The 22,221-nt window shown below is 40.9% G+C and carries 24 protein-coding genes; all 24 read left to right on the top strand.

Annotated elements, in window-relative coordinates:
* Positions 1-145: 145 nt before the first annotated feature.
* The 24 genes from QNH43_RS17330 to QNH43_RS17215 all read left to right on the top strand — a co-directional run bounded on the left by QNH43_RS17330 (position 146) and on the right by QNH43_RS17215 (position 22,186).
* Complete coding sequence (locus QNH43_RS17330) at positions 146-1,519, top strand: putrescine aminotransferase (RefSeq protein WP_283915071.1); 1,374 nt, start codon at positions 146-148, stop codon at positions 1,517-1,519.
* 220 nt (positions 1,520-1,739) lie between these two features.
* Entirely contained in the window at positions 1,740-1,937 is a 198-nt protein-coding gene (locus tag QNH43_RS17325) for a DUF2768 domain-containing protein (protein WP_048681698.1), read from the top strand.
* A gap of 13 nt (positions 1,938-1,950) precedes the next feature.
* Positions 1,951-2,676: a YphF family lipoprotein gene (locus QNH43_RS17320; protein WP_434060127.1), complete on the top strand. Its 726-nt coding sequence runs from the start codon at positions 1,951-1,953 to the stop codon at positions 2,674-2,676.
* A gap of 232 nt (positions 2,677-2,908) precedes the next feature.
* The gene (gene spoIVA / locus QNH43_RS17315) at positions 2,909-4,387 is read left to right on the top strand and encodes a stage IV sporulation protein A (protein ID WP_076365639.1); all 1,479 of its coding nucleotides are present in this window, start codon (positions 2,909-2,911) and stop codon (positions 4,385-4,387) included.
* 505 nt (positions 4,388-4,892) lie between these two features.
* Positions 4,893-5,165, top strand: a complete 273-nt coding sequence (locus QNH43_RS17310) for an HU family DNA-binding protein (RefSeq protein ID WP_034308023.1) — start codon at positions 4,893-4,895, stop codon at positions 5,163-5,165.
* Between the two features lie 304 nt (positions 5,166-5,469).
* A complete protein-coding gene (folE, locus tag QNH43_RS17305) occupies positions 5,470-6,036 on the top strand; it encodes a GTP cyclohydrolase I FolE (protein WP_076365641.1) in 567 nt (188 codons plus the stop codon).
* Positions 6,037-6,056: 20 nt separating this feature from the next.
* Positions 6,057-6,305, top strand: a complete 249-nt coding sequence (mtrB, locus tag QNH43_RS17300; protein ID WP_076365643.1) for a trp RNA-binding attenuation protein MtrB — start codon at positions 6,057-6,059, stop codon at positions 6,303-6,305.
* 248 nt (positions 6,306-6,553) lie between these two features.
* A complete protein-coding gene (locus QNH43_RS17295; RefSeq protein WP_076365645.1) occupies positions 6,554-7,384 on the top strand; it encodes a heptaprenyl diphosphate synthase component 1 in 831 nt (276 codons plus the stop codon).
* Positions 7,385-7,387: 3 nt separating this feature from the next.
* Positions 7,388-8,098, top strand: a complete 711-nt coding sequence (locus QNH43_RS17290; protein WP_283915070.1) for a demethylmenaquinone methyltransferase — start codon at positions 7,388-7,390, stop codon at positions 8,096-8,098.
* 34 nt (positions 8,099-8,132) lie between these two features.
* Positions 8,133-9,095: a heptaprenyl diphosphate synthase component II gene (hepT, locus tag QNH43_RS17285; RefSeq protein ID WP_076365649.1), complete on the top strand. Its 963-nt coding sequence runs from the start codon at positions 8,133-8,135 to the stop codon at positions 9,093-9,095.
* A gap of 96 nt (positions 9,096-9,191) precedes the next feature.
* Complete coding sequence (gene ndk / locus QNH43_RS17280; RefSeq protein WP_076365651.1) at positions 9,192-9,638, top strand: nucleoside-diphosphate kinase; 447 nt, start codon at positions 9,192-9,194, stop codon at positions 9,636-9,638.
* A 448-nt stretch (positions 9,639-10,086) separates the two neighbouring features.
* On the top strand, positions 10,087-11,259 hold the full coding sequence (aroC, locus tag QNH43_RS17275) for a chorismate synthase (protein ID WP_076365655.1): 1,173 nt from the start codon (positions 10,087-10,089) through the stop codon (positions 11,257-11,259).
* Positions 11,260-11,262: 3 nt separating this feature from the next.
* Positions 11,263-12,342, top strand: coding sequence for a 3-dehydroquinate synthase (aroB, locus tag QNH43_RS17270; RefSeq protein ID WP_283915069.1), 1,080 nt, complete (start codon positions 11,263-11,265; stop codon positions 12,340-12,342).
* 24 nt (positions 12,343-12,366) lie between these two features.
* Positions 12,367-12,735, top strand: a complete 369-nt coding sequence (gene aroH / locus QNH43_RS17265; RefSeq protein WP_230303348.1) for a chorismate mutase — start codon at positions 12,367-12,369, stop codon at positions 12,733-12,735.
* Between the two features lie 82 nt (positions 12,736-12,817).
* Positions 12,818-13,930: a histidinol-phosphate transaminase gene (gene hisC / locus QNH43_RS17260; protein WP_283915068.1), complete on the top strand. Its 1,113-nt coding sequence runs from the start codon at positions 12,818-12,820 to the stop codon at positions 13,928-13,930.
* A 47-nt stretch (positions 13,931-13,977) separates the two neighbouring features.
* Entirely contained in the window at positions 13,978-15,081 is a 1,104-nt protein-coding gene (locus QNH43_RS17255; RefSeq protein ID WP_283915067.1) for a prephenate dehydrogenase, read from the top strand.
* A 22-nt stretch (positions 15,082-15,103) separates the two neighbouring features.
* Positions 15,104-16,390 (top strand): 3-phosphoshikimate 1-carboxyvinyltransferase, encoded by a 1,287-nt coding sequence (gene aroA / locus QNH43_RS17250; RefSeq protein ID WP_283915066.1) that lies wholly within the window; start codon positions 15,104-15,106, stop codon positions 16,388-16,390.
* A gap of 367 nt (positions 16,391-16,757) precedes the next feature.
* Positions 16,758-18,029 (top strand): tetratricopeptide repeat protein, encoded by a 1,272-nt coding sequence (locus QNH43_RS17245; protein ID WP_283915065.1) that lies wholly within the window; start codon positions 16,758-16,760, stop codon positions 18,027-18,029.
* Between the two features lie 41 nt (positions 18,030-18,070).
* Positions 18,071-18,622, top strand: coding sequence for a ReoY family proteolytic degradation factor (locus QNH43_RS17240; RefSeq protein ID WP_063233222.1), 552 nt, complete (start codon positions 18,071-18,073; stop codon positions 18,620-18,622).
* A gap of 161 nt (positions 18,623-18,783) precedes the next feature.
* On the top strand, positions 18,784-19,245 hold the full coding sequence (locus QNH43_RS17235; RefSeq protein ID WP_283915064.1) for a YpiF family protein: 462 nt from the start codon (positions 18,784-18,786) through the stop codon (positions 19,243-19,245).
* Positions 19,246-19,405: 160 nt separating this feature from the next.
* On the top strand, positions 19,406-19,912 hold the full coding sequence (locus tag QNH43_RS17230) for a Rieske (2Fe-2S) protein (RefSeq protein ID WP_034307977.1): 507 nt from the start codon (positions 19,406-19,408) through the stop codon (positions 19,910-19,912).
* A 3-nt stretch (positions 19,913-19,915) separates the two neighbouring features.
* A complete protein-coding gene (gene qcrB / locus QNH43_RS17225) occupies positions 19,916-20,590 on the top strand; it encodes a menaquinol-cytochrome c reductase cytochrome b subunit (protein ID WP_034307974.1) in 675 nt (224 codons plus the stop codon).
* 56 nt (positions 20,591-20,646) lie between these two features.
* On the top strand, positions 20,647-21,414 hold the full coding sequence (locus tag QNH43_RS17220) for a menaquinol-cytochrome c reductase cytochrome b/c subunit (protein ID WP_034307972.1): 768 nt from the start codon (positions 20,647-20,649) through the stop codon (positions 21,412-21,414).
* A 175-nt stretch (positions 21,415-21,589) separates the two neighbouring features.
* Positions 21,590-22,186 carry a lipoprotein heptaprenylglyceryl N-acetyltransferase LhaT gene (locus QNH43_RS17215; protein WP_283915063.1) on the top strand — a complete coding sequence of 199 codons (597 nt, stop codon included), beginning with the start codon at positions 21,590-21,592 and terminating at the stop codon, positions 22,184-22,186.
* Positions 22,187-22,221 lie beyond the last annotated feature (35 nt).

Raw genomic sequence — 22,221 nt, 5'->3', positions numbered from 1 at the left:
TATTGGTTAATTAACTTGGCATGGTTCTTGCTTGATTAATAGGTATAAGAAAAAAGGGAGGTAAGCATCAAAGTTTCATAAAGAAGCAATCTTAATTAATAATTTACCATCCACTAAAGTTATAAAAAAAAGGGAGATTAAAAAAATGTCAATTAACGTAGAAAGTAAAAACACTCAAGCTAACCAATCAGCAACCCAAGATTATATTAAAAAAGTGCTTCAATTAATCGAACAAAAAGAAATTTCAAAAGAAGATGCACAGTGGGTAACAAAAGAAACGGTCGAGAATTTCCGTAACCATGTAAACCCAGGGTTTTTGGAATACCGTAAGACGGTCACTAAAGACGCACAATTCGCTTCTGTGGAGTGGTCTGATCAAGGTTCCTGTTTTACTGATGTAAATGGAAAAAAATATATTGATTGTTTAGGTGGATTTGGTATTTATAATGTAGGCCACCGTAACCCTAAAGTAGTAAAGGCTGTAACCGATCAATTGCAAAGACAAGCCCTTCATAGCCAGGATTTACTTGATCCATTACGTGCAATGCTTGCCAAGATCCTTGCCGAAATCACGCCGGGAGATCTAAAATACTCTTTCTTTACGAATAGCGGTACCGAGAGCGTGGAGGCTGCACTTAAGCTGGCCAAAATGTACAGTGACCGACACACGATCATTTCCACGACAAAATCATTTCATGGGAAAAGCCTTGGTTCACTATCGGCAACGGCAAAGGGCATGTTCAGAAAACCGTTCATTCCATTGATCCCAGGTGTGCGTCATGTACCTTTTGGTGATGTGGATATGATGAGAAAAACCTTTGAAAGTTGTGCATTGGTCGGTGAAGATGTTGCTGCCGTACTATTGGAGCCAATCCAGGGTGAAGGTGGGGTCATCCTTCCTCCGCAAGGTTATTTAAAGCAGGTTCGGGCATTATGTGACGAATATGATGCGTTATTAATATTGGATGAAGTGCAAACTGGAATGGGCCGTACAGGTAAAATGTTCGCTTCCGAGCTATATGATGTCGTTCCGGACATAATTTGTTTAGCGAAAGCATTTGGCGGCGGAGTTATGCCTGCAGGGGCTGTTGTAGCCAATGAGAAAGTGTTTAAAAGCTGGTTCGACAATCCATTCATGCACACTACGACGTTTGGAGGAAATCCACTAGCTTGTGCTGCGGCCATTGCTACGATCGACGTACTTTTGGAAGAAAACTTACCGCAGCGTGCTGCAGAAGTTGGTGAATACTTCTTAAATGGGTTAAGGGAAGCGGCTGATGAGCACAAAGATAAGGTATTGGAAATCCGCGGCCAAGGTTTGATGATTGGTATTGAGTTCCATAAAGATGAAGTGGGTTATGAATTCTCAAAAGCCCTATTTGATAAAGGAATCTTGGTAGCAGGTACGCTTATAAATTCCAAAACAATAAGGATTGAGCCGTCATTGACTATTCAGTTGGATGAAGTCGATACAGTCATTAAAGCGTTTAAAGAGGTCTTGCCGACGCTTCAATCTTAATTTAAGTAAGCAGAAAAAACAGCCTTTGGGCTGTTTTTTTTGATTGGAGGGAGTGAATGTGGGGATTACTTACATATTTTTGTTTTATAATTGCTCCTAGAAATATTTTTTCGAAAAATGGGGAATAAAAGCGGGAATTACACAGATTGGACAAGGATTTAATTCCTTTAACGTAATTTGGTATGTTATAATAATTTCTGGAAAAAGGAGTGATGAAGATATGACACCTGCTCTGCAAAAAATGTGGATATCCTTTATAGCTATGGGCTTTATGGTTATCTCTATATTTCTAATTTACTTAAGCCGCTATAAATTAAAAGGTTTTTGGAGAGTCCTGACAGCAATTATCGCATACATACTTATGATTCTAGCCGGCTTGATCATCCTTATCGTTGTTCTTAGCGGGCCAACCACTTGATAGGTGAGGAGAAATGATGAGAAATTTTTTCAAAATATTATGTTTATTATGCATCTCTGTATCATTATCTGGCTGCTTATATCCGGAGAAGCAAAAAATGCAAAACCAACTGCCTTATAAAGAGCAAATACAATCAGTCCAAAGTGCAGTGGATCAATTTCAGAAAGATGAAGGCGGCATACTGCCCATCGTTACAAAAGATGCTGAAACACCGATTTATCAAAAATATGTCATAAAATTTTCTAAGATTTCACCGAGGTATATGGCTGAACCGCCGGACAATGCCTTTGAATCGGGGGGCGTCTTTCAATACATCCTCGTAAATGTTGAAAAGAATCCGACTGTAAAGCTGTTGGATGTCAGGATGGCGCAGAAGATTCAGGATGTTTCCTTGAGATTGACTGCTTATCAGCAAAGCAACGGATACCCGCCATTTAAGGAAAGGTTATCCGATAATGTCTTCACTCTTGATTATGAGAAAATGGGCCTGAAGGAAGCTCCGACGGTCACGAGCCCATTTTCACAAAAAGACTTATATCTTGTAGTCGATGGTCAAGGAAGTATTTTTGTTGATTATACCCCGGATTTACTTGAGGCATTAAAGAAGCATGAGGGGGAAGCAAAGCCAGGTGAAGATATCCGGGAACTGTTGGTTCAGAGTTCGGAGTTCGTCCCTGCCTATTCATTGCCATATACAATTGATGGAAAAACAAACGCTCCAATATTTCTTACAAAATAGGCATAACCCTTCTTCTGCAAAATATATTGTAGGGGAAGGGTTATTTCTTTTATCTTTATTTCATCTTACTTTTAAAATAACAACCCTTATATAAAATTTCTGGTGGAGGAAGGGATTGAACCAGGGAAATAATTGGAATAAATTTTTAGGACAACATCATAGATATATATTGTCCTAAATAAACGCAAATGGATAAACGAAATCCCAAAACTCTAATTCGGGAGGGGATACCTTGGAAAAGGTAGATATTTTTAAAGATATAGCTGAACGGACCGGTGGCGATATATACTTGGGGGTGGTCGGTGCCGTCAGGACTGGGAAATCCACATTTATTAAAAAATTCATGGAGCTAGTCGTCATTCCGAATATTCCGTCAGAGGCGGACCGTGCCAGGGCACAGGATGAATTGCCTCAAAGTGCAGCCGGAAAGACGATCATGACGACGGAACCTAAATTCGTACCGAACCAGGCAGCATCGATTCAAGTAGCTGAAGGTCTCGACGTGAATATCCGTTTAGTCGATTGTGTCGGTTATACAATACCCGGGGCTAAAGGGTATGAAGATGAAAATGGTCCCCGCATGATTCACACACCTTGGTATGAAGAACCGATTCCGTTCAATGAAGCGGCTGAGATCGGTACTCGCAAAGTAATTCAGGATCATTCCACATTAGGTGTAGTCGTTACGACGGATGGATCGATTGGAGAAATTCCGCGAAGTGATTATTTAGAGGCCGAGGAAAGGGTTGTCGAAGAATTGAAGGAGGTTGGCAAGCCATTTATCATGATTGTCAATTCCGTTCAGCCCCACCACCCGAATACGGTAGCACTGAGGGAATCCCTGCAGGAAAAGTATGATATCCCTGTATTGGCCATGAGTGTCGAAGGAATGCGGGAATCTGATGTTTATAGCGTACTGCGCGAGGCCTTGTACGAATTTCCTGTTCTTGAGGTCAATGTTAATCTCCCGAGCTGGGTAATGGTTCTGCGCGAGGATCATTGGTTGAGGGAAAGTTACCAGGACGCGGTTAAAGAGACCGTCAAGGACATTAAACGCCTGAGGGATGTAGATCGTGTAGTCGGTCATTTCAATGAATTCGAGTTCATTGACCGTGCCGCGCTTGCAGGCATTGAGATGGGGCAGGGGGTTGCAGAAATAGACCTATACGCCCCTGATGAACTCTATGATGAAATCCTGAAGGAAATTGTCGGTGTAGAGATCCGGGGCAAGGATCATCTATTATCATTGATGCAGGACTTTGCGTATGCTAAAGCAGAATATGATCAGGTGGCCGATGCATTAAGAATGGTCAAACAAACTGGATATGGTGTTGCAGCCCCATCCCTTAACGATATGAGTCTTGATGAACCGGAAATCATCCGTCAGGGAGCCAGGTTCGGTGTCAGGCTAAAGGCCGTAGCTCCTTCCATCCATATGATCAAGGTCGATGTCGAATCCGAATTCTCGCCAATCATCGGTACGGAAAAGCAAAGTGAGGAGTTAGTCCGGTATCTGATGCAGGATTTCGAGGACAATCCACTTTCCATTTGGAACTCCGATATTTTTGGCAGAAGCCTAAGTTCCTACGTCAGGGAAGGCATACAAGTGAAATTAGCGATGATGCCAGACAATGCGCGCTATAAATTGAAAGAAACACTGGAGAGGATCATTAATGAGGGCAGTGGGGGATTAATTGCCATCATCTTATAGAAAACGTTTAAAAGCTGGACCAACTCCATTTATGGATTGGTCTTTTTGCATGGGAAGAACGGCGGGATTTCAGGAAAAATATCATTTATGAACACTAATATTTGAAATGATCCGCCGTTTTTTAGTATAATCTTGAAAAAACCTTGTGGTTAAGCGATTTTCAGCAATATTATAAGTTTAATTTCTATAAAAAAGGGAAATGATGAATAGCGAAAGACAAAATTTATAATATATACAATTATTAATGAAAAGATTCCCATTATTTTTTGAATTCCCTTGCTAAGCTAATAGGATTTGTGATAATCTACATACAGAAAACGCGTTATAACAGCGATTTCAACCTATTTATAAATTTTCGGATGAATTATTTGGAAATTAATCGGGCTTGGTAATCCGTGATTGCCAGGGAATGAAAATTTTTTGACCGAAACTAATATCAAATCACTATTATAGTGTTGTAATAATGATTTTTTATAAAGATCCCTTTTGGGAGGAGGTGAATGGCATGAACAAAACAGAATTAATTAATGAAGTTGTTACAGCAACTGAAATTTCTAAGAAAGACGCTACAAAAGCTGTTGATGCTGTTTTTGATACAATCTTAGAAGCTCTAAAAAACGGTGATAAAGTCCAATTGATTGGTTTTGGTAACTTTGAAGTTCGTGAACGTGCGGCTCGTAAAGGCCGTAACCCACAAACTGGTGACGAAATCGAAATTGCAGCTAGCAAAGTGCCAGCTTTCAAACCCGGTAAAGCGCTGAAAGATGCAGTGAAGTAATCCTACCATTACATACGGGTGCTTAACCGAAATGGGCCGCGTGAAAACGCGGTCCTTTTTTTGCTTCTTAATTTCTATCTGTGATAATATAAAAGACAGTGAATATTTTCGAAACGCTGCAGATGGTAAATGCGTCACAAGGAAATGACCAACCTAATACCACTTCCGACGAAATTGCCTTTAAAGGACGTCAATGTATGGGGGAATGGGTCGCTTTAAAATTGCAATTATGGATATCCGGGTGCAAAGCCTTGGATTTTTTATCTGAATACATAATATTATTGATTTTTTAGGAGGTACAAAAATGGCTAATGTTGATCATGCAAAATTAGAGGAAGCGGTTAAAATGCTTCTTGAGGCTGTAGGGGAAGACCCAACGAGGGAAGGACTGCTGGATACTCCTAGCCGTGTAGCCAGAATGTATGAGGAAATTTTTTCTGGACTTAATCAAGATCCAAAGGAATATTTCGATACTGTTTTTGGAGAGGACCATGAAGAACTCGTACTTGTAAAGGATATTCCGTTTTACTCAGTATGTGAACATCATTTAGTCCCTTTTTACGGGAAAGCCCATGTAGCATATATTCCGAAAAACGGAAAAGTGACTGGCTTAAGTAAATTGGCACGGGCGGTTGAGGCTGTATCGAAGCGTCCGCAACTTCAAGAGCGCATCACTTCTACAGTTGCTGACTCGATAATGGAAAAGCTTGAGCCTCATGGTGTAATGGTTGTAGTAGAGGCTGAACATATGTGCATGACCATGCGTGGTGTAAAAAAACCAGGATCTAAAACGGTGACTTCAGCTGTAAGGGGAACGTTTGCGAAAGATCACCGTACTAGAGCTGAAGTGCTGGCATTCATTAAAGACTAAGGACATGGGGGCAGGAAAAAATGAATGAAAAAAAGATTCTGAATGATTTTGTCGTAATCAAAGCCATTGAGGATAGTGTGAATGTCATCGGGTTGACAAGGGGAACGGACACCAAGTTTCATCACTCCGAAAAACTTGACTCAGGAGAAGTGATGATCGCACAATTCACGGAACATACCTCGGCAATTAAAATCAGGGGCCATGCAAAGGTCTATACTCCATTCGGAGAGATAGAAAGTGATTCCAAAAAGAATTCTCCTGACAAATGATAGCTTCTCAATGCTTGGTTAATTGGTAAATCAATCATCTGATATCGGGTTTAACAAGCTGTAAATTTCCCGCATCCATTTTTTTGAAGAGCAAAAGACGATGGTTTCCTTACTTTTGGAAGTTTCATTTTATAAACGTTGACCATTTCATCTGATTGTTTTTATGGTATAATAATGTGTATTTTACACAGACAGAAACCAATATGTATGAAAAAAATTATCTTTCGGGGATGCAAGGGTGATCTCAATTGTTAAACATAACGGACGACATAAGGCAATTAAAACGATTAATAGAAACGAAAGCTCAACATCCATATTTATTGAAGTATATACAAAAGCCAAGCTTGGACGAAGATAAACTGTTATTGCTTTGGGGATTGTTTAACGATTTGGACGTTACAAGCGAAAAACGGAATCAATATATCATTTCAACCATGTTAGTGCAAATTGCTCTGGATACCCATGAAATCGTCTCGAATTCGGGTGAAGGGATCGAGTCGCCCGAAGTATTGAAAAATCGTCAATTGCAAGTGCTTGCCGGTGATTACTATAGCGGCTTATATTATCAAGGGCTTGCCAGTGTAGGTAACGTTGATATGATCCGTATACTTTCAAGCGCGATAAAAAAAATAAATGATAATAAAATCATCCTTTACCAACAAGGGTCCATTGATGATGTACCAACGCTTTTAATGACGATTAAAGCGATCGAGGCTTCGCTGATTCATAAACTGGGGGATTACTACAGTGAGCCTGCCTGGATGGAAATATCGGAAGATCTGCTGCTTCTAAAACGGTTGCATGCCGAGAAGTGCAGTTATATGAAGTCGGGACAATCGATAGTTTTTGATGTCCTGAGGGAAATGTCTTTTGATGATTCGATTGGTGGGGAAGTTCCCATTTCGGAAAAAGAAGAACAGGTACGAACCCAATTCGACAAGTGCCTGTGGGATGCCAGGCAATCCGTAGAGCGCTCGATGCGGAAGCTTGCAAAGTTGGATGATGAGCTACTGGAAAGAGTGAAGGCCATCTTGGAACAAACAGAAAGTATAGCAAATTCATATGTGAAAGAAGGGTGAATCATGGAGCAGTCTAAAGAGCAAAAAGTTCATCATGTCTTTGAAAAGATCTACGGAAATTATGACAAGATGAATTCCCTCATCAGCTTTAAACAGCATCTTAAATGGCGGAAGGCTACAATGGCCATCATGAATGTCCCAAAAGGCGCCCATGCACTGGATGTATGCTGTGGAACAGCGGACTGGACCATTGCCCTTGCTAATGAAGTAGGACCGGAAGGAAAGGTTGTTGGTCTGGATTTTAGTAAGAACATGCTGAAAATCGGCGAACAAAAGGTGAATGAACTCAATCTAGATCAAGTGTCCTTAATGCATGGGAATGCAATGGAACTTCCTTTTGAGGATAATAGCTTTGACTATGTCACGATCGGTTTCGGGTTGCGGAATGTACCTGATTACATGAAAGTGCTTAAAGAGTTAAACCGTGTAGCCAAGCCGGGTGGAATGGTCGTTTGCCTGGATACATCACAGCCAACGATGCTAGGCTTTAAACAGGGCTATTATTTTTATTTCCGTTTCATTATGCCCATGTTCGGCAAATTATTCGCAAAAAGCTATAGTGAATACTCATGGCTGCAGGAATCAGCCCGGGATTTCCCAGGCATGAAAAAGCTTGAAAACATGTTTAAGCAGGCAGGAATGGTAAATGTCAGTTATAAGGCCCATTTCGGTGGGGTAGCAGCAACACATTTCGGGTACAAGCCTTCAAAATAAGCAGAATAGCAATGGACAAAGCTGGGTGGAATGTATGAAATTTAAAATGATGTATTCATTTTTGAATGCAGATTTGCAATTAATAGAAAAAGAACTGGAAGCCGCAATTGAAGCGGATTCCACGGTTTTAAGGGAAGCTTCCCTGCATTTACTGCAATCCGGTGGAAAACGGATCCGTCCGGTATTCGTCCTATTGGGTGCGAAGTTTGGCAACTATGATATTCATGTCGTAAAGCATGTCGCAGCGACTTTGGAACTCATCCATACGGCCTCCCTTGTACATGATGATGTTGTGGATGATGCGGATTTACGCAGGGGATCGGCTACCATTAAGTCAAAATGGGATAATCGTGTCGCCATGTATACAGGCGACTTCATTTTTGCTCGTGCACTGGAAATGATGGCGGTTATCGAGTCTCCGCTTGCGCATCAAATTCTCGCAGATACTATGGTTGAACTATGTCTTGGGGAAATTGAACAAATAAAAGATAAGTACAATTTCGAACAGAATTGGCGGATATACTTTAGAAGGATCAAGCGGAAAACGGCATTGCTCATTGCATCCAGCTGCCAGTTGGGAGCCATTTCAGCAGGTGTTGAAGAAAAGGTTCATCAAAAGCTATTTAAATTCGGATATTATGTCGGTATGTCCTATCAAATCACCGATGATATATTGGATTTTACGGCTTCGGAAGAAGAGCTAGGGAAACCAGCCGGCAGTGATTTGATTCAGGGTAATATCACTTTGCCCGTTTTGATTGCTATGGAAGATCCGAAGTTAAAAAAGCTTATCGAAACGGTTCGGGAAGATACGCCAAAAGACGAAATGTCCCATATAATCAATGCGATAAAAACTTCCGGTGCCATTGAACAGGCAGCGAGAATCAGTGATATGTATTTAGAAAAGGCTTTTACTGAATTGAAAGGCCTTCCTGCCATTAAAGCTAGAAAAACTTTATCGGATATCGCGAAAAATATCGGAAAAAGAAAGTTTTGATAATGGGAGTTGCGAAACTCATCAAACAATGGTAATATTCTAAAAGTATTGCCTTATATAGGCAAATAACAATGATACATATTAGGAGTGACATTCATGGAAAGAACATTTTTAATGGTTAAGCCTGACGGCGTTCAACGCAATCTAATCGGTGAAATCGTTTCCCGTTTTGAAAAGAAAGGCTTCCTTCTTGCAGGAGCAAAATTGATGGTAATTTCTCAAGAATTGGCCGAGCAACATTATGGCGAGCACAAAGAACGTCCATTCTTTGGCGAATTAGTGGACTTCATTACTTCAGGTCCTGTCTTCGCAATGGTTTGGGAAGGTGAAAACGTAATCGCTACTGCACGTCAAATGATGGGTGCGACTAACCCTAAAGATGCAGCAGCAGCAACAATTCGTGGCGATTTTGCCGTAACTGTCGGCAAAAACATCATTCACGGATCTGATTCAGCTGAAAGCGCTGTACGTGAAATCGGTTTATTCTTCAAAGAGGAAGAAATTGTTGAGTATTCTAAACTTGTAAGCGAGTGGGTTTATTAATTAATACGATCACTCTATAAAAAGCGGGTTCCATCGTCATAATGCGATGGAACCCGCTTTTTTTGTATTGCTTTTTTAGTTTTTCGGCAAGGTAAGGGATTATTTTACTTTAAAGAAAATATGGCACTCTCCGATTCACCCCAGGAAAATATCAATTTGAAACGGTCGACACATTTTTTTATAAGAAAAAGTAAATACTTTGGATAAAAAGGGACTGATTCTGTACATGAGAATTCAGTCCCTTTTCGTTTGTCGTGTAAAGGCAATCAAGTAAAACTCAAATTTGAAAGATTAAACTATATCGAAAATGTTTAAGTACTTGTAAAATAGAATGAAAAGTGATTAAATTCAAACAATATGGTTTTTACGTTTTACATATACCCACATTTCATAAAATTGTGGTATATTGATACATATACACTTTAAAGTGCTAAAAGGGGGCTGGAAGATGAGATATTTAACAGCGGGAGAATCACATGGTCCGCAACTGACTACTATCATTGAAGGATTACCGGCAGGAATGCCGATTTCGAATGAGGATATTAATCAAGAATTAGGGCGCCGGCAAAAAGGGCATGGACGTGGAAGAAGGATGCAGATCGAGAAAGATCAGGCATTTATTTCTTCGGGAATCCGACATGGCTACACACTCGGTTCACCGGTTGCTTTGGTGGTTGAGAACGATGACTGGAAGCATTGGACAAAGATTATGGGAAGTGAAGGGCTTTCAGAAGAGGAAGCTGAAGAAATTAAACGTAAAATCACCCGGCCTCGTCCTGGTCATGCCGACTTGAACGGCGGGATTAAATATGGGCACCGCGATTTGAGAAATGTTCTGGAACGCTCTTCAGCCCGTGAAACGACAGTAAGGGTGGCAGCAGGTTCTGTCGCTAAAAAGCTATTGTCATTATTGGGGATAGAAGTGGCATCGCATGTTTTGGAAATTGGCGGAGTGAAGGCAGAACCGCCAAAATACGAAACGATTCAGCAATTGCAACAAGTAACGGAAGAATCTTCTGTTAGATGTTTTGACAAAAATGTGGAACAGCAGATGAAGGATGCAATTGATGAAGCGAAACAAAAAGGAGATTCCATCGGCGGAATCGTTGAAGTCATTGTAGAAGGAATGCCGGTGGGTGTGGGAAGTTATGTGCATTATGACCGTAAGCTTGATGCAAAACTAGCCGCAGCGATAATGAGCATCAATGCATTTAAAGGTGTCGAAATAGGTCTTGGCTTTGAAGCGGCCCATCTATTCGGCAGTGATGTCCATGACGAAATCGCCTGGGACGAAGATCAGGGTTATTACCGGAAAACCAATCGCCTTGGCGGTTTTGAAGGCGGTATGACAACTGGAATGCCGATAGTTGTACGCGGTGTGATGAAGCCGATCCCGACTTTATATAAACCATTGAAAAGTGTTGATATTGATACTAAGGAAGTGTTTGAAGCAAGTGTTGAACGTTCCGATAGCTGTGCGGTTCCTGCAGCAGCAGTAGTTGCTGAAGCGGTAGTGGCATGGGAGCTGGCGGCTGCCATCGTTGATCAATTCCCTTCAGATCGGTATGAGCAATTAGCGGAATACATGAGATCATATCGGGAAGAAGTAAAGGGGTTTTAAATCATGGAATCCATCCAAATAAAAACGGCTTCCAAGCAATATCCGGTTTTAATTGGCAAGAAGGCAATAAATGAATTGCCAGAATTAATAACACATGAGTTAAATCATCTAAACAAGATTCTGATCATAACTGATGAGAAAGTGGCGGCACTTCATTTGGAGACTGTGAAAAACGCCCTCATCCAGACCGGAAAACCGGTCCTGCATCATGTAGTGCCGGAAGGGGAGCATGCTAAAACTTTCGATGTGTTTTATGAATGCCAAAGCTTCTGCTTATCCCATCAGATTAATCGAAAGTCATTGATCATCGCCCTTGGCGGTGGTGCAGTCGGTGACTTGGCTGGATTCGTTGCGGCCACTTTTATGAGAGGGATTCCATTTATACAGGTTCCGACGACTTTGCTCGCCCACGATAGTGCAGTGGGCGGCAAGGTTGCCATCAATCACCCGCTGGGGAAAAATATGATTGGGGCCTTTCATCAGCCTGAAGCTGTCATTTATGATCTTGAATTTCTTAAAACTCTGCCTCTTAGAGAATTAAGGTCAGGTTTTGCGGAAGTCATTAAACATTCCTTGATAGCAGATAATGAGTTTTATCTATGGTTAAAGTCGAATATTGTTGATTTGAATGATATAACGGATGAGCAATTCCTGACAATGATTACAAAAGGAATTGGCATTAAAGCTAAAATTGTCGAAGAGGATGAGAAGGAAAATGGCATCCGTGCCTTCTTGAATTTTGGTCATACGCTTGGACATGCAGTGGAAAGTTCAATGGGATACGGAAACTTTACGCATGGGGAATCAATTTTAATCGGGATGGTCTATGCGCTTAAATTAAGCAGAAAGAAAGTGGATCTCGATTTTAAACTAGATGAGTTTATTGACTGGATTTCTTCTTTAGGTTATCAAATAACCATTCCAACCCGACTTGAACATGCGTTGCTACTTGATTTAATGAAAACAGACAAAAAATCGGTCAATGATGCAGCTACCTTTGTTCTCCTAAACGAAGTGGGGTCACCGCTATTAATGGATATAGCCGACTCTGAGCTGATAGAGGAAATGGCGGATATGATATAGAGTTCTGAAGAAGGGGGACTATGTGTGATAAGAGGAATAAGGGGTGCCACTACAGTAGAGAGAGACACAGAAATGGAAGTGATTTCAGCTGTCGAAAAGTTGATGGCAGAGATCATTCAGGTCAACGAGATTGATCCCGATATGGTAGCTTCTGTATTTTTTTCTGCTACGGAAGAGATTCGTTCTGTCTTCCCTGCCAAAGCCTTGAGGAAATTCGAAGGCTGGACTTATGTACCGGTTACATGCATGAAAGAAATACCGGTGAGCAATTCCTTGCCATTTTGCATCCGGGTCATGATCCACGTAAATACGACGAAATCTCAAAAAGAGATACATCATGTATACCAGGCAGGTGCTACGGTATTACGGCCAGATTTGACAAAGCAGATATAAGATGATTTTAAATCTATGAATATGATATACTATTCTCACACTTTCTTACTTTAAAGTGATAAAAAATATAGAGGTGATTGACATGAAATGGAATGAAGCGGTCCTTTCCTTGAAGTCTTATCAACCGGGAAAATCCACTGATGAAGTGAAAAAATTATACGGGCTGGAAAAAATCACGAAATTAGCTTCAAATGAAAATCCTTTTGGCTGTTCGGAAAAGGTCAAGGAATCCGTTAGGAATTCAACCCATTCGTTTGCCATTTATCCGGATGGATATGCAACGATGCTTAGGGAAGCTGTTGCAAAACATACAGGTGTGAAAGAAACTCAGCTTATTTTTGGAAATGGATCTGATGAGAACATTCAAATCATCTCGAGGAGTCTATTGGGGGCTGGAAAGAATACGGTCATGGCAACAGGCACTTTTTCGCAGTATCGCCATAATGCCACGTTAGAAGGTGCGGAAATCAGGGAAGTTCCTCATGTTGACGGTGCTCATGATCTAGAAGGAATGATTAAAGCAATAGATGAAAAAACAGCGGTCGTCTGGCTTTGTACACCAAATAATCCGACTGGTAAATACATTTCGGAACAGGACTTAGTATCGTTCATCGAAAAAGTGCCTGAAGATGTTCTTATCGTTTTGGATGAAGCTTATTGTGAATATGCAACAGCTGAGGATTACCCGAGAACGAATCAATGGATTAATAAATATAAAAATTTGATCATACTCCGGACATTCTCAAAAATTTATGGACTTGCCAGTTTTAGGGTAGGGTACGGTTTGGCGGATGAAGATATTATTCAGAAACTAGATCCATCCCGGGAACCATTCAATGTGAACACATTCGCACAGAATATAGCTATCGTCGCCTTGGAAGATCAAGCCTTCATTGAAAAATGCAAGGAAGAAAATCAAAAAGGGCTCAAGCGGTACTATGAATTTTGCAATAAGGAAAATTTAGCGTATTACCCGTCACAAGGTAATTTCATCTTTATCCATTTTAAACAGGATGCCGATGTGGTGTTCCAATATTTGCTTGAGCGCGGGTACATCGCAAGGTCGGGGAAATCTTTCGGTTTTCCTAACAGCCTGAGGGTAACGATTGGTTCCACTGAAGAAAATGAAGGAATGATTAATGCTATTAAAACTTTTTTGAATGAAGTTGAGGCACCTTCTGATTCGCTGCTTTAACGTTTCATCAAACCTAGAGGAGCATAAAAGATGCGGGGGAGAGAAGAGTGAAGGGTAAGGTTTTTGTAATAGGTCTAGGTCTAATTGGCGGATCACTGGCCATGGCTGTACGCCATGCACATCCTGAAGCCGTGATTGTTGGTACGGACCTAAGTGAAAAGAATATTCAACTATCGATGCTATTGGGGATCATTGATGATTCTGTATCATCTTTGGAAGCGGGAGCACGTGATGCTGATTTGATTCTGCTTGCTGTGCCTGTCAATGAAACCGTGAAGATTTTAGCTCAATTGGCCGATATGGATTTAAAAAGTGATGTCCTCATTTCGGATGCAGGAAGTACGAAGGATACAGTCGTTAAGGCAGCAAAACCATTGATAGATAAAGGGGTGGCCTTCATCGGGGGGCACCCTATGGCCGGTTCCCATAAAAGCGGTGCTGCGGCAGCCAAATTGCATTTATTCGAACATGCATTTTATTTGCTTACTCCCGGAGATTCGATCCAGGAAGAAAAAGTTGAGCAGCTGAAAGGGTGGCTGCAAGGGACAAGAGCTAACTTTCTGGTTGTGAGTCCGGCCATGCATGATAAGCTGACTGGGGTCATTAGTCATTTTCCGCATATTGTCGCATCGGGGCTCGTTAAGCAGGCAGAAAATTACAGTAAGGAAAACAAGTTGATTTCAAGGCTTGCAGCAGGCGGATTCCGAGATATTACAAGAATTGCTTCAAGCAGTCCGGAAATGTGGCGTGACATTTTGTTACATAATCGGGATGTGCTACTTGAATTAATGAATGATTGGCTGAATGAAATGGAGCATATAAAAGGTCTGGTTGCGAATGAAGATAGTGAAGAAATTCTTCGGTTCTTTACCGATGCCAAGATTTTCAGGGATGATTTGCCAACGCATGCAAAAGGCGCCATACCAGCGTTTTATGATTTATATATCGATATACCGGATTATGCCGGAATAATTTCTGAGATTACCGGATATTTGGCTCAAGAAGGTATCAGCATTACAAACATTAGGATCATTGAAACCAGGGAAGAGATATACGGTGTGCTGGTCATCAGCTTCCAAACGGATGTTGATCGCATAAAAGCTGCGGAGTGTATTTCTAGACATACAGATTATGAAACGATCCTGGCATAATATTGATAGGAAGGATGGTTTTATGAATACAAAAAAATTACAAACGAACATCCAAACATTACGTGGTTCGATTGCCATACCTGGAGATAAGTCGATCTCACACCGTTCGATAATGTTCGGAGCACTTGCCGAAGGGGAAACGACAGTCACTAATTTTCTTCCAGGAGCCGACTGTTTAAGTACGATTTCCTGTTTTAAGCAGCTTGGAGTCCATATTGAACAAGATGGCCAGCACGTCAAAATTGAAGGCAAAGGTTTTAATGGATTAAAGGAACCTGAGGCTGTGCTGGATGTCGGAAATTCTGGTACGACGATCAGGTTAATGATGGGCATTTTGGCAGGGCAGCAATTTTCGGCCGTTTTGGCAGGTGATGAATCGATAGCCAAACGTCCAATGACCCGGGTAGTCAACCCTCTTCGTCTGATGGGCGCAGTCATTGATGGCCGAAAAGGAGCCGAATACACTCCGCTCTTCATAAGAGGTGGCAAATTAAAAGGGTTTCGCTATGAATTGCCTGTAGCAAGCGCGCAGGTAAAATCAGCGATAATCTTGGCCGGTTTGCAGGCAGAGGGTGAAACGATCATTATCGAACCGGAAGAGACCCGTGATCATACAGAACGAATGATCCAAGAGTTTGGCGGGAAAATCGAAAAGGACGGTCAAATGATTAAAGTAAGCGGAAACCAAGTCTTCAAAGGGACCGCCATCCATGTGCCAGGTGATATTTCTTCGGCGGCTTTCTTCATGGTGGCTGCAGCGATTACGGAAAATAGTGAAGTGGTGTTAAAGAATGTGGGCCTTAATCCGACAAGGACTGGAATCATCGAAGTCATGAAATCGATGGGGGCTGATATTACGATAGAGAAGAAGACGAGCGAGGGTGAACCTGCAGGAGACATCACTGTCAGAAGCTCCAGACTAAAAGGGACGACCATCAGCGGTGATCTAATTCCCCGGCTCATCGATGAAATACCGGTAATTGCACTTCTGGCAACACAGGCTGAAGGGATAACGACAATCAAGGATGCAGCGGAACTTAAAGTGAAAGAGACGAATCGAATTGATACTGTTGCAAATGAGCTCTCCATCCTTGGGGCAGATATAACCCCGACAGCAGACGGATTGATCATCAAAGGACGTAAAGCCCTTAATGGCGGCATGGTTACAAGCCATGGAGATCATCGTATCGGGATGATGCTTGCTGTAGCTGCTTTGATAACGGATGGGGAAGTGGAACTTGCTGACCCTGATGCCATAGATGTATCATATCCACAATTTTTTGGTCATTTGAGTCAATTGATAAAGTAAATATAAAAAAAGTTTACATACCTTATTTGGTCTGTAAACTTTTTTTAAATGCTCAAAAGTGTTGAAAGCGCTAACATTCGGGCTTTTTGTAACTGTATGGTCAAGAAAATAATGAAAAAGGGGTCCATGATCAAAAAGGAGATTTACCGTAGCGTGGAGAATTAACTAGTAACCTTTTTTTAATGAGAATGGGAGGGGACTTCATCAATGGAATACAGGGCTACAGTATGGTAAACTAATGAATACTGTTTACTATGCATCTCGCGATTACATGGTATTTTGTTCTTAATGGAAGAATATGTTACATTATGGCGTGAGTGTGTATGACTAGGGACCAAGTCTATCATGCAAAAGGAAGGATTCAACAATGAACACAGTGGAACAAGTTATACAGCATTTAAAAAAAGGGGAATTAACAGAAGCTCTTAAACATATAAATCGAATTAAAACATCAGAGTCAGCAGAGGACATATTGTTGCTGGCCGAAGAAATGCTCCAGCTTGGTTTTGCGGAGGAGGCAAAGGATCTTTTTGAACATCTTCTGCAACTCTATCCCAATGAAGGAGAATTGATTGTTTCGTTGGCGGAAATCCTTATTGACATGGACCAGGAAGATGAAGCGATGCTGATGCTTGAAAAAGTAAGTGCAGATGATGAAGTATATCCAAGTGCTTTGCTTTTGGAAGCGGACCTTTATCAATTACAAGGGATGGATGAGGTCAGCGAACGGAAATTACAGCAAGCCAAGGAAATGCTTCCAGATGAGATCATCATTGATTTTGCACTAGCTGAACTGTTCTTTCATCAAGGAAGGGATCAGGAAGCCATTGCAAATTACATAAAGGTTTTGGAACAGGAACAAGAAATCGCTGGTGTTAATGTCAATCAGAGGCTTGCCGAAGCATTAAGCAGTTCAGGGAAGTTCGAGGAGGCCCTACCGCACTTTGAAAAGGCCTTACAGGATGGACTTGAAATCAATACCCTATTTGAATATGCATTTACAGCTTTTCAGGCAGGTCTTTATGAGACAGCCGTACGAAAGTTTATTGAACTGAAAGAATTAGATCATGAATACCATTCTCTATATTTGTACCTGGCAAAAAGTTATGAACATCTTGAAGATCTGGAAAATGCCTTGAAAACGGTCAAAGAAGGAATCAAGGCTGATGAATTCAATAAGGAACTTTACTTCTTCGGTGGAAAAATAGCCTTGAAAAGCGGCCTTGATGAAGAGGCGGAAAATCTATTTAAAGAAGCACTTGCCATTGATCCGGGATACCTGGAAGCTGCACTCACCCTATTGAAATTGTATATGCACCACGAAAGGTATGAAGATGTATTGGAGTGTATTGGTGAAGTAAGGCGATATGGAGAGGATGATCCGCAGTTTGAATGGATAGCTGCTGTATCTTATCAGCAAACCGAACAATTTAAAGAGTCATTAACCAGCTATCATAAAGCATATAATTCATTCAAGAACAATCAAGATTTCCTTGAAGATTATGGTTTCTTTTTAATTGAAGAAGGAGACAGAGCCACATCTAGAGAAGTATTTAATAAGCTGCTTGAGATGAACCCGGCGAATGATGAGTATGCAATGGTTTTGGAGCGGCTAGGTGAAAGCTCGGATGAAATGTAGATAAGTGAAACAAAACTAAATCAAGACAGAGGAGGGAATTCATGGTGGCTGCCCCTGTTTCTGTGAATGAGAAGAAGGATTTTATTCGGTGGTTTTTAAATCATTACCAATTGAAACGAAGAGAATGCGTATGGATATTGAATTACTTAATGAGTCATGATCAACTAATGAAAAAGGTTCATTTTGTGGAAAATGCACAATATTGCCCACGTGGACTGATCATGTCGACACATTGTGTGGATGAGGTCCCTTTCAGGTTCTATAAGTCCAATATCATGACTACCGATGCAGAGAAATCTTTTCATGATATCCGTTTAAATCGGGATGAAGACATTTATATTCAGCTCAATTTTAAATCGTCTTACTCTTCCTATCAATATGCAGCGGTACTCGAGCACAATCCCTTCATGCCGAAATCAACTGCATCGAATGAAAAAGATCAGCTGCTGGCTGAACAATTTTTAGAAAGAAGCATGTTGTATTTTCAAAGGGACCGTCTGCTTAAGGAAATCGATGAAGCACTTGATAAGCATGATGAACAAGCATTTAAGAACTTAACAGAACAATTGAACCAATTAAAAGTACTTGGATAAAATAAATTAACCTTTCCGTAATCAGGAAAGGTTTTTATTTTTTATAAAACCTTGATAAAATCCACATTTTTGTAAAGACTATGGGTATATGGTAAAGATGTTATAAAAATAATGGTAAAATGAAAAGGAGTTGATTCAAAAAATCGGGAGTGAAGAAAAACATGAAGTGGACAGCAAAAGATCTTGACATGTATATGCAGTCAAAAGAGTATGTGGATACCGTTTTGATTCCTTTGGTTCCCTTATCTTTTAAAGGGCAAATGAAGCAATCGGGTTCAATGAATGAATTTCTTACCATCTTAAGCTTGGAAATTGAAAAGCAGATGAAAGGAAGAATTCTTTTATTGCCAACATTTCATTATTTAAGTGATGAAATGGATAAGGTTGAGCGGTTAAAGCGTTGGGCCAATGAAGTGAAAAAAAATGATTTCGAGCATGTTTTTTTTCTTACATCTGATTTTGAGTGGAAAAAGGAAGAGCGGGAATTAGAAAATAATTTAGTATGGATTCCTGCCATCCCCCTGGAGGGGCTTGAAATTGAACAAGCAAGGGAAATGATTAACCAGCAAGTTATCCAAATCCTTGATATTTTCTCTTATAATTGGAAAAATGAAAAAAAGTAGGATTTTTCGCATTATTTGACACATTGTTGCCACCTTTTGGGTTTTACAAATATTGACCTTGGTAAATTATTGAGATATCATGGAAATGTCCTAGTTTTATAGTGTCGCTATTTATTGGTCCTTTGGGCTCTCAGTATAGTAATAGAGGGGGGGAAAACGCATGAGCAAGCATAATGTTTCACGACGTCAATTCCTTAATTACACACTTACTGGCGTTGGTGGATTTATGGCGGCCGGTATGTTGATGCCTATGGTTAGGTTTGCAATTGATCCTGTATTATCAGCTGATAAAGGCGGGGATTACGTTGCAACTAAACAGAAGGTGGGTGAACTGACTACCGAACCAACCCGTGTCGACTTTAGTTTTAAACAGGTCGATGGGTGGTATGAGTCTGAAGAAACAAATACAGCATGGGTTTACAAAACGGATGATGGTAAGATCGTTGCCTTATCTCCAATCTGTAAACATTTAGGCTGTACGGTAGGTTGGAATACGGATAAGACTAATCCGAATCAATTTTTCTGTCCTTGCCATTATGGCAGGTATACGAAAGATGGGATGAATGTGAAAGGGACACCGCCGGTTTCACCATTGGATGTCTTTGACACGAAAGAAAAAGATGGAATACTTTATTTGGGTCAACTAAAACCGCATGGGGAGGCGTAAACATTGCTAACAAAGTTATATGACTGGGTGGACGAGCGTTTAGATATTACGCCATTATGGCGGGATATTGCTGACCATGAGGTTCCTGAACATGTTAACCCCGCACATCATTTTTCTGCATTCGTATATTGTTTTGGTGGGTTAACTTTCTTTATTACGGTCATCCAAATATTGTCAGGCATGTTCTTGACGATGTACTATGTCCCGGACATTAAAAACGCTTGGGAATCTGTTTATTATTTGCAAAATGAAGTTGCCTTCGGTCAAATCGTCCGTGGTATGCATCACTGGGGAGCAAGTCTAGTTATCGTTATGATGTTTTTACATACTCTTCGTGTCTTCTTCCAGGGAGCTTACAAAAAACCGCGTGAATTGAACTGGATGGTCGGCGTATTGATTTTCTTCATCATGCTGGCATTAGGCTTGACTGGTTATTTATTGCCATGGGATATGAAAGCGCTATTCGCAACGAAAGTTACTTTGACTATTGTCGAATCGGTACCATTGATGGGACCGGCACTCAAGACATTGATAGCAGGAGATCCAACCATCGTTGGGGCACAGACATTGACACGATTCTTTGCAATTCATGTATTCTTCCTGCCAGCGGCATTATTTGCTTTACTAGCGGCTCATTTCCTGATGATCCGAAAACAAGGTATTTCAGGCCCGCTATAAAAGAATGGTGAACCAAAAACCAAAAAAACCTTTTCATGAAGGAGGGGAATTGTTCAATGCATCGTGGGAAAGGTATGAAATTCGTAGGTGACTCGCGTATCTCCGCGGACCGTAAACCGAATATTCCGAAAGATTATTCAGAATATCCTGGGAAAACTGAAGCATTTTGGCCTAATTTCCTTTTAAAAGAATGGATGGTAGGAGCTGTATTTCTTGTAGGTTATCTTTGCTTGACAATCGCACATCCGTCACCATTGGAGAGGATAGCAGATCCTACAGATACAGGGTATATTCCGCTGCCGGACTGGTATTTCCTATTCCTTTACCAATTACTTAAGTATACTTATGCTTCAGGTCCTTATAATGCAATCGGGTCCATGGTAATACCTGGTTTGGCATTCGGGGCATTGCTCTTGGCACCTTTTCTAGACCGTGGTCCAGAGCGGAGCCCGGCGAAACGTCCTTTTGCTGTAGGCTTCATGTTATTGGCAATGGCCGGCGTTTTCTATTTAACATGGGAGTCCGCAGCCCATCACGATTGGGAAGCTTCCAAGAAGCAAGGAGCGATCGTGGAAGGTGCAGACATTGATAAAGAGAGCGATGGGTATAAATTGATGGATTCCAATGGCTGTATCAGCTGTCATGGAGCAGAGTTAACTGGTGGAGCAGGAGCGCCAAGCTTAATTGACACTGGTTTAAAGCCAGAAGAAATCTCTAAGATCGCAGTCAAAGGCCAGGGCGCCATGCCGGCTGGCATGTTCAAAGGTACAGATGAAGAATTGAAAACATTAGCTGAATTTGTATCAGGTTTATCGACAAAATAATATAGCCATCAACAGATTTTCTTCTTATGCTGCCAAAGAAGCTGACGACCACGGTTGTCGGCTTTTTTATTGGTAAATTGAAGCGTTAATGAGAGGATATTGAAATGAATGCTTGGTTTTCTGGCTGATGGCCTGTAAAATGGGTATACATGAGAATGTAAGTGAGGGTAAAAGAATGAATGTTATCTACAGTTGGCTTGCAAATCGGCAAATGCTCGCTTTGCTATTATTGATAAATATATTCGGAACTGCCTATGGATATTATTGGTACGGTAGTCAATTGGAAAACACTCCGGCAATTTTTTTGGCATTTGTACCGGATAGCCCGACTGCCAGCTTGTTTTTTGTATTTGTTTTAGTGGGGTTCCTATTAAGAAGGAATTTCGGACTTATGGAAGCATTGGCGATAATAACACTATTCAAATATGGCATATGGGCAGTTGCAATGAATTTGATGACCTTCGTGACAACAGGTTCATTGCCATGGGAAGGTTATATGTTAATGGCTTCCCATTTGGGGATGGCGATTCAAGGTGTATTATATGCACCATTTTATCGAATAAAACCTTGGCATATGATAGTGGCAGGGATTTGGACCATACATAATGACATAATCGATTATGTTTTTGAAATGATGCCCATATACCGTGATTTATTGGTATATATGAATTCGATAGGTTATTTCACTTTTTGGCTCAGCATACTTTCCATTTTCGTCGGCTGGTACTTTGGATATAGAAAAAAGCGGATCACCCTATCCTTCATCCCTTAAAAAGTTAACTCTAAATACAACTTTGTAAAAGCAGG

Origin of the sequence: Peribacillus simplex, from assembly GCF_030123325.1 — a bacterium.
GTDB lineage: Bacteria > Bacillota > Bacilli > Bacillales > DSM-1321 > Peribacillus > Peribacillus simplex_D.
This window is presented reverse-complemented; position numbering and strand designations above follow the sequence as displayed.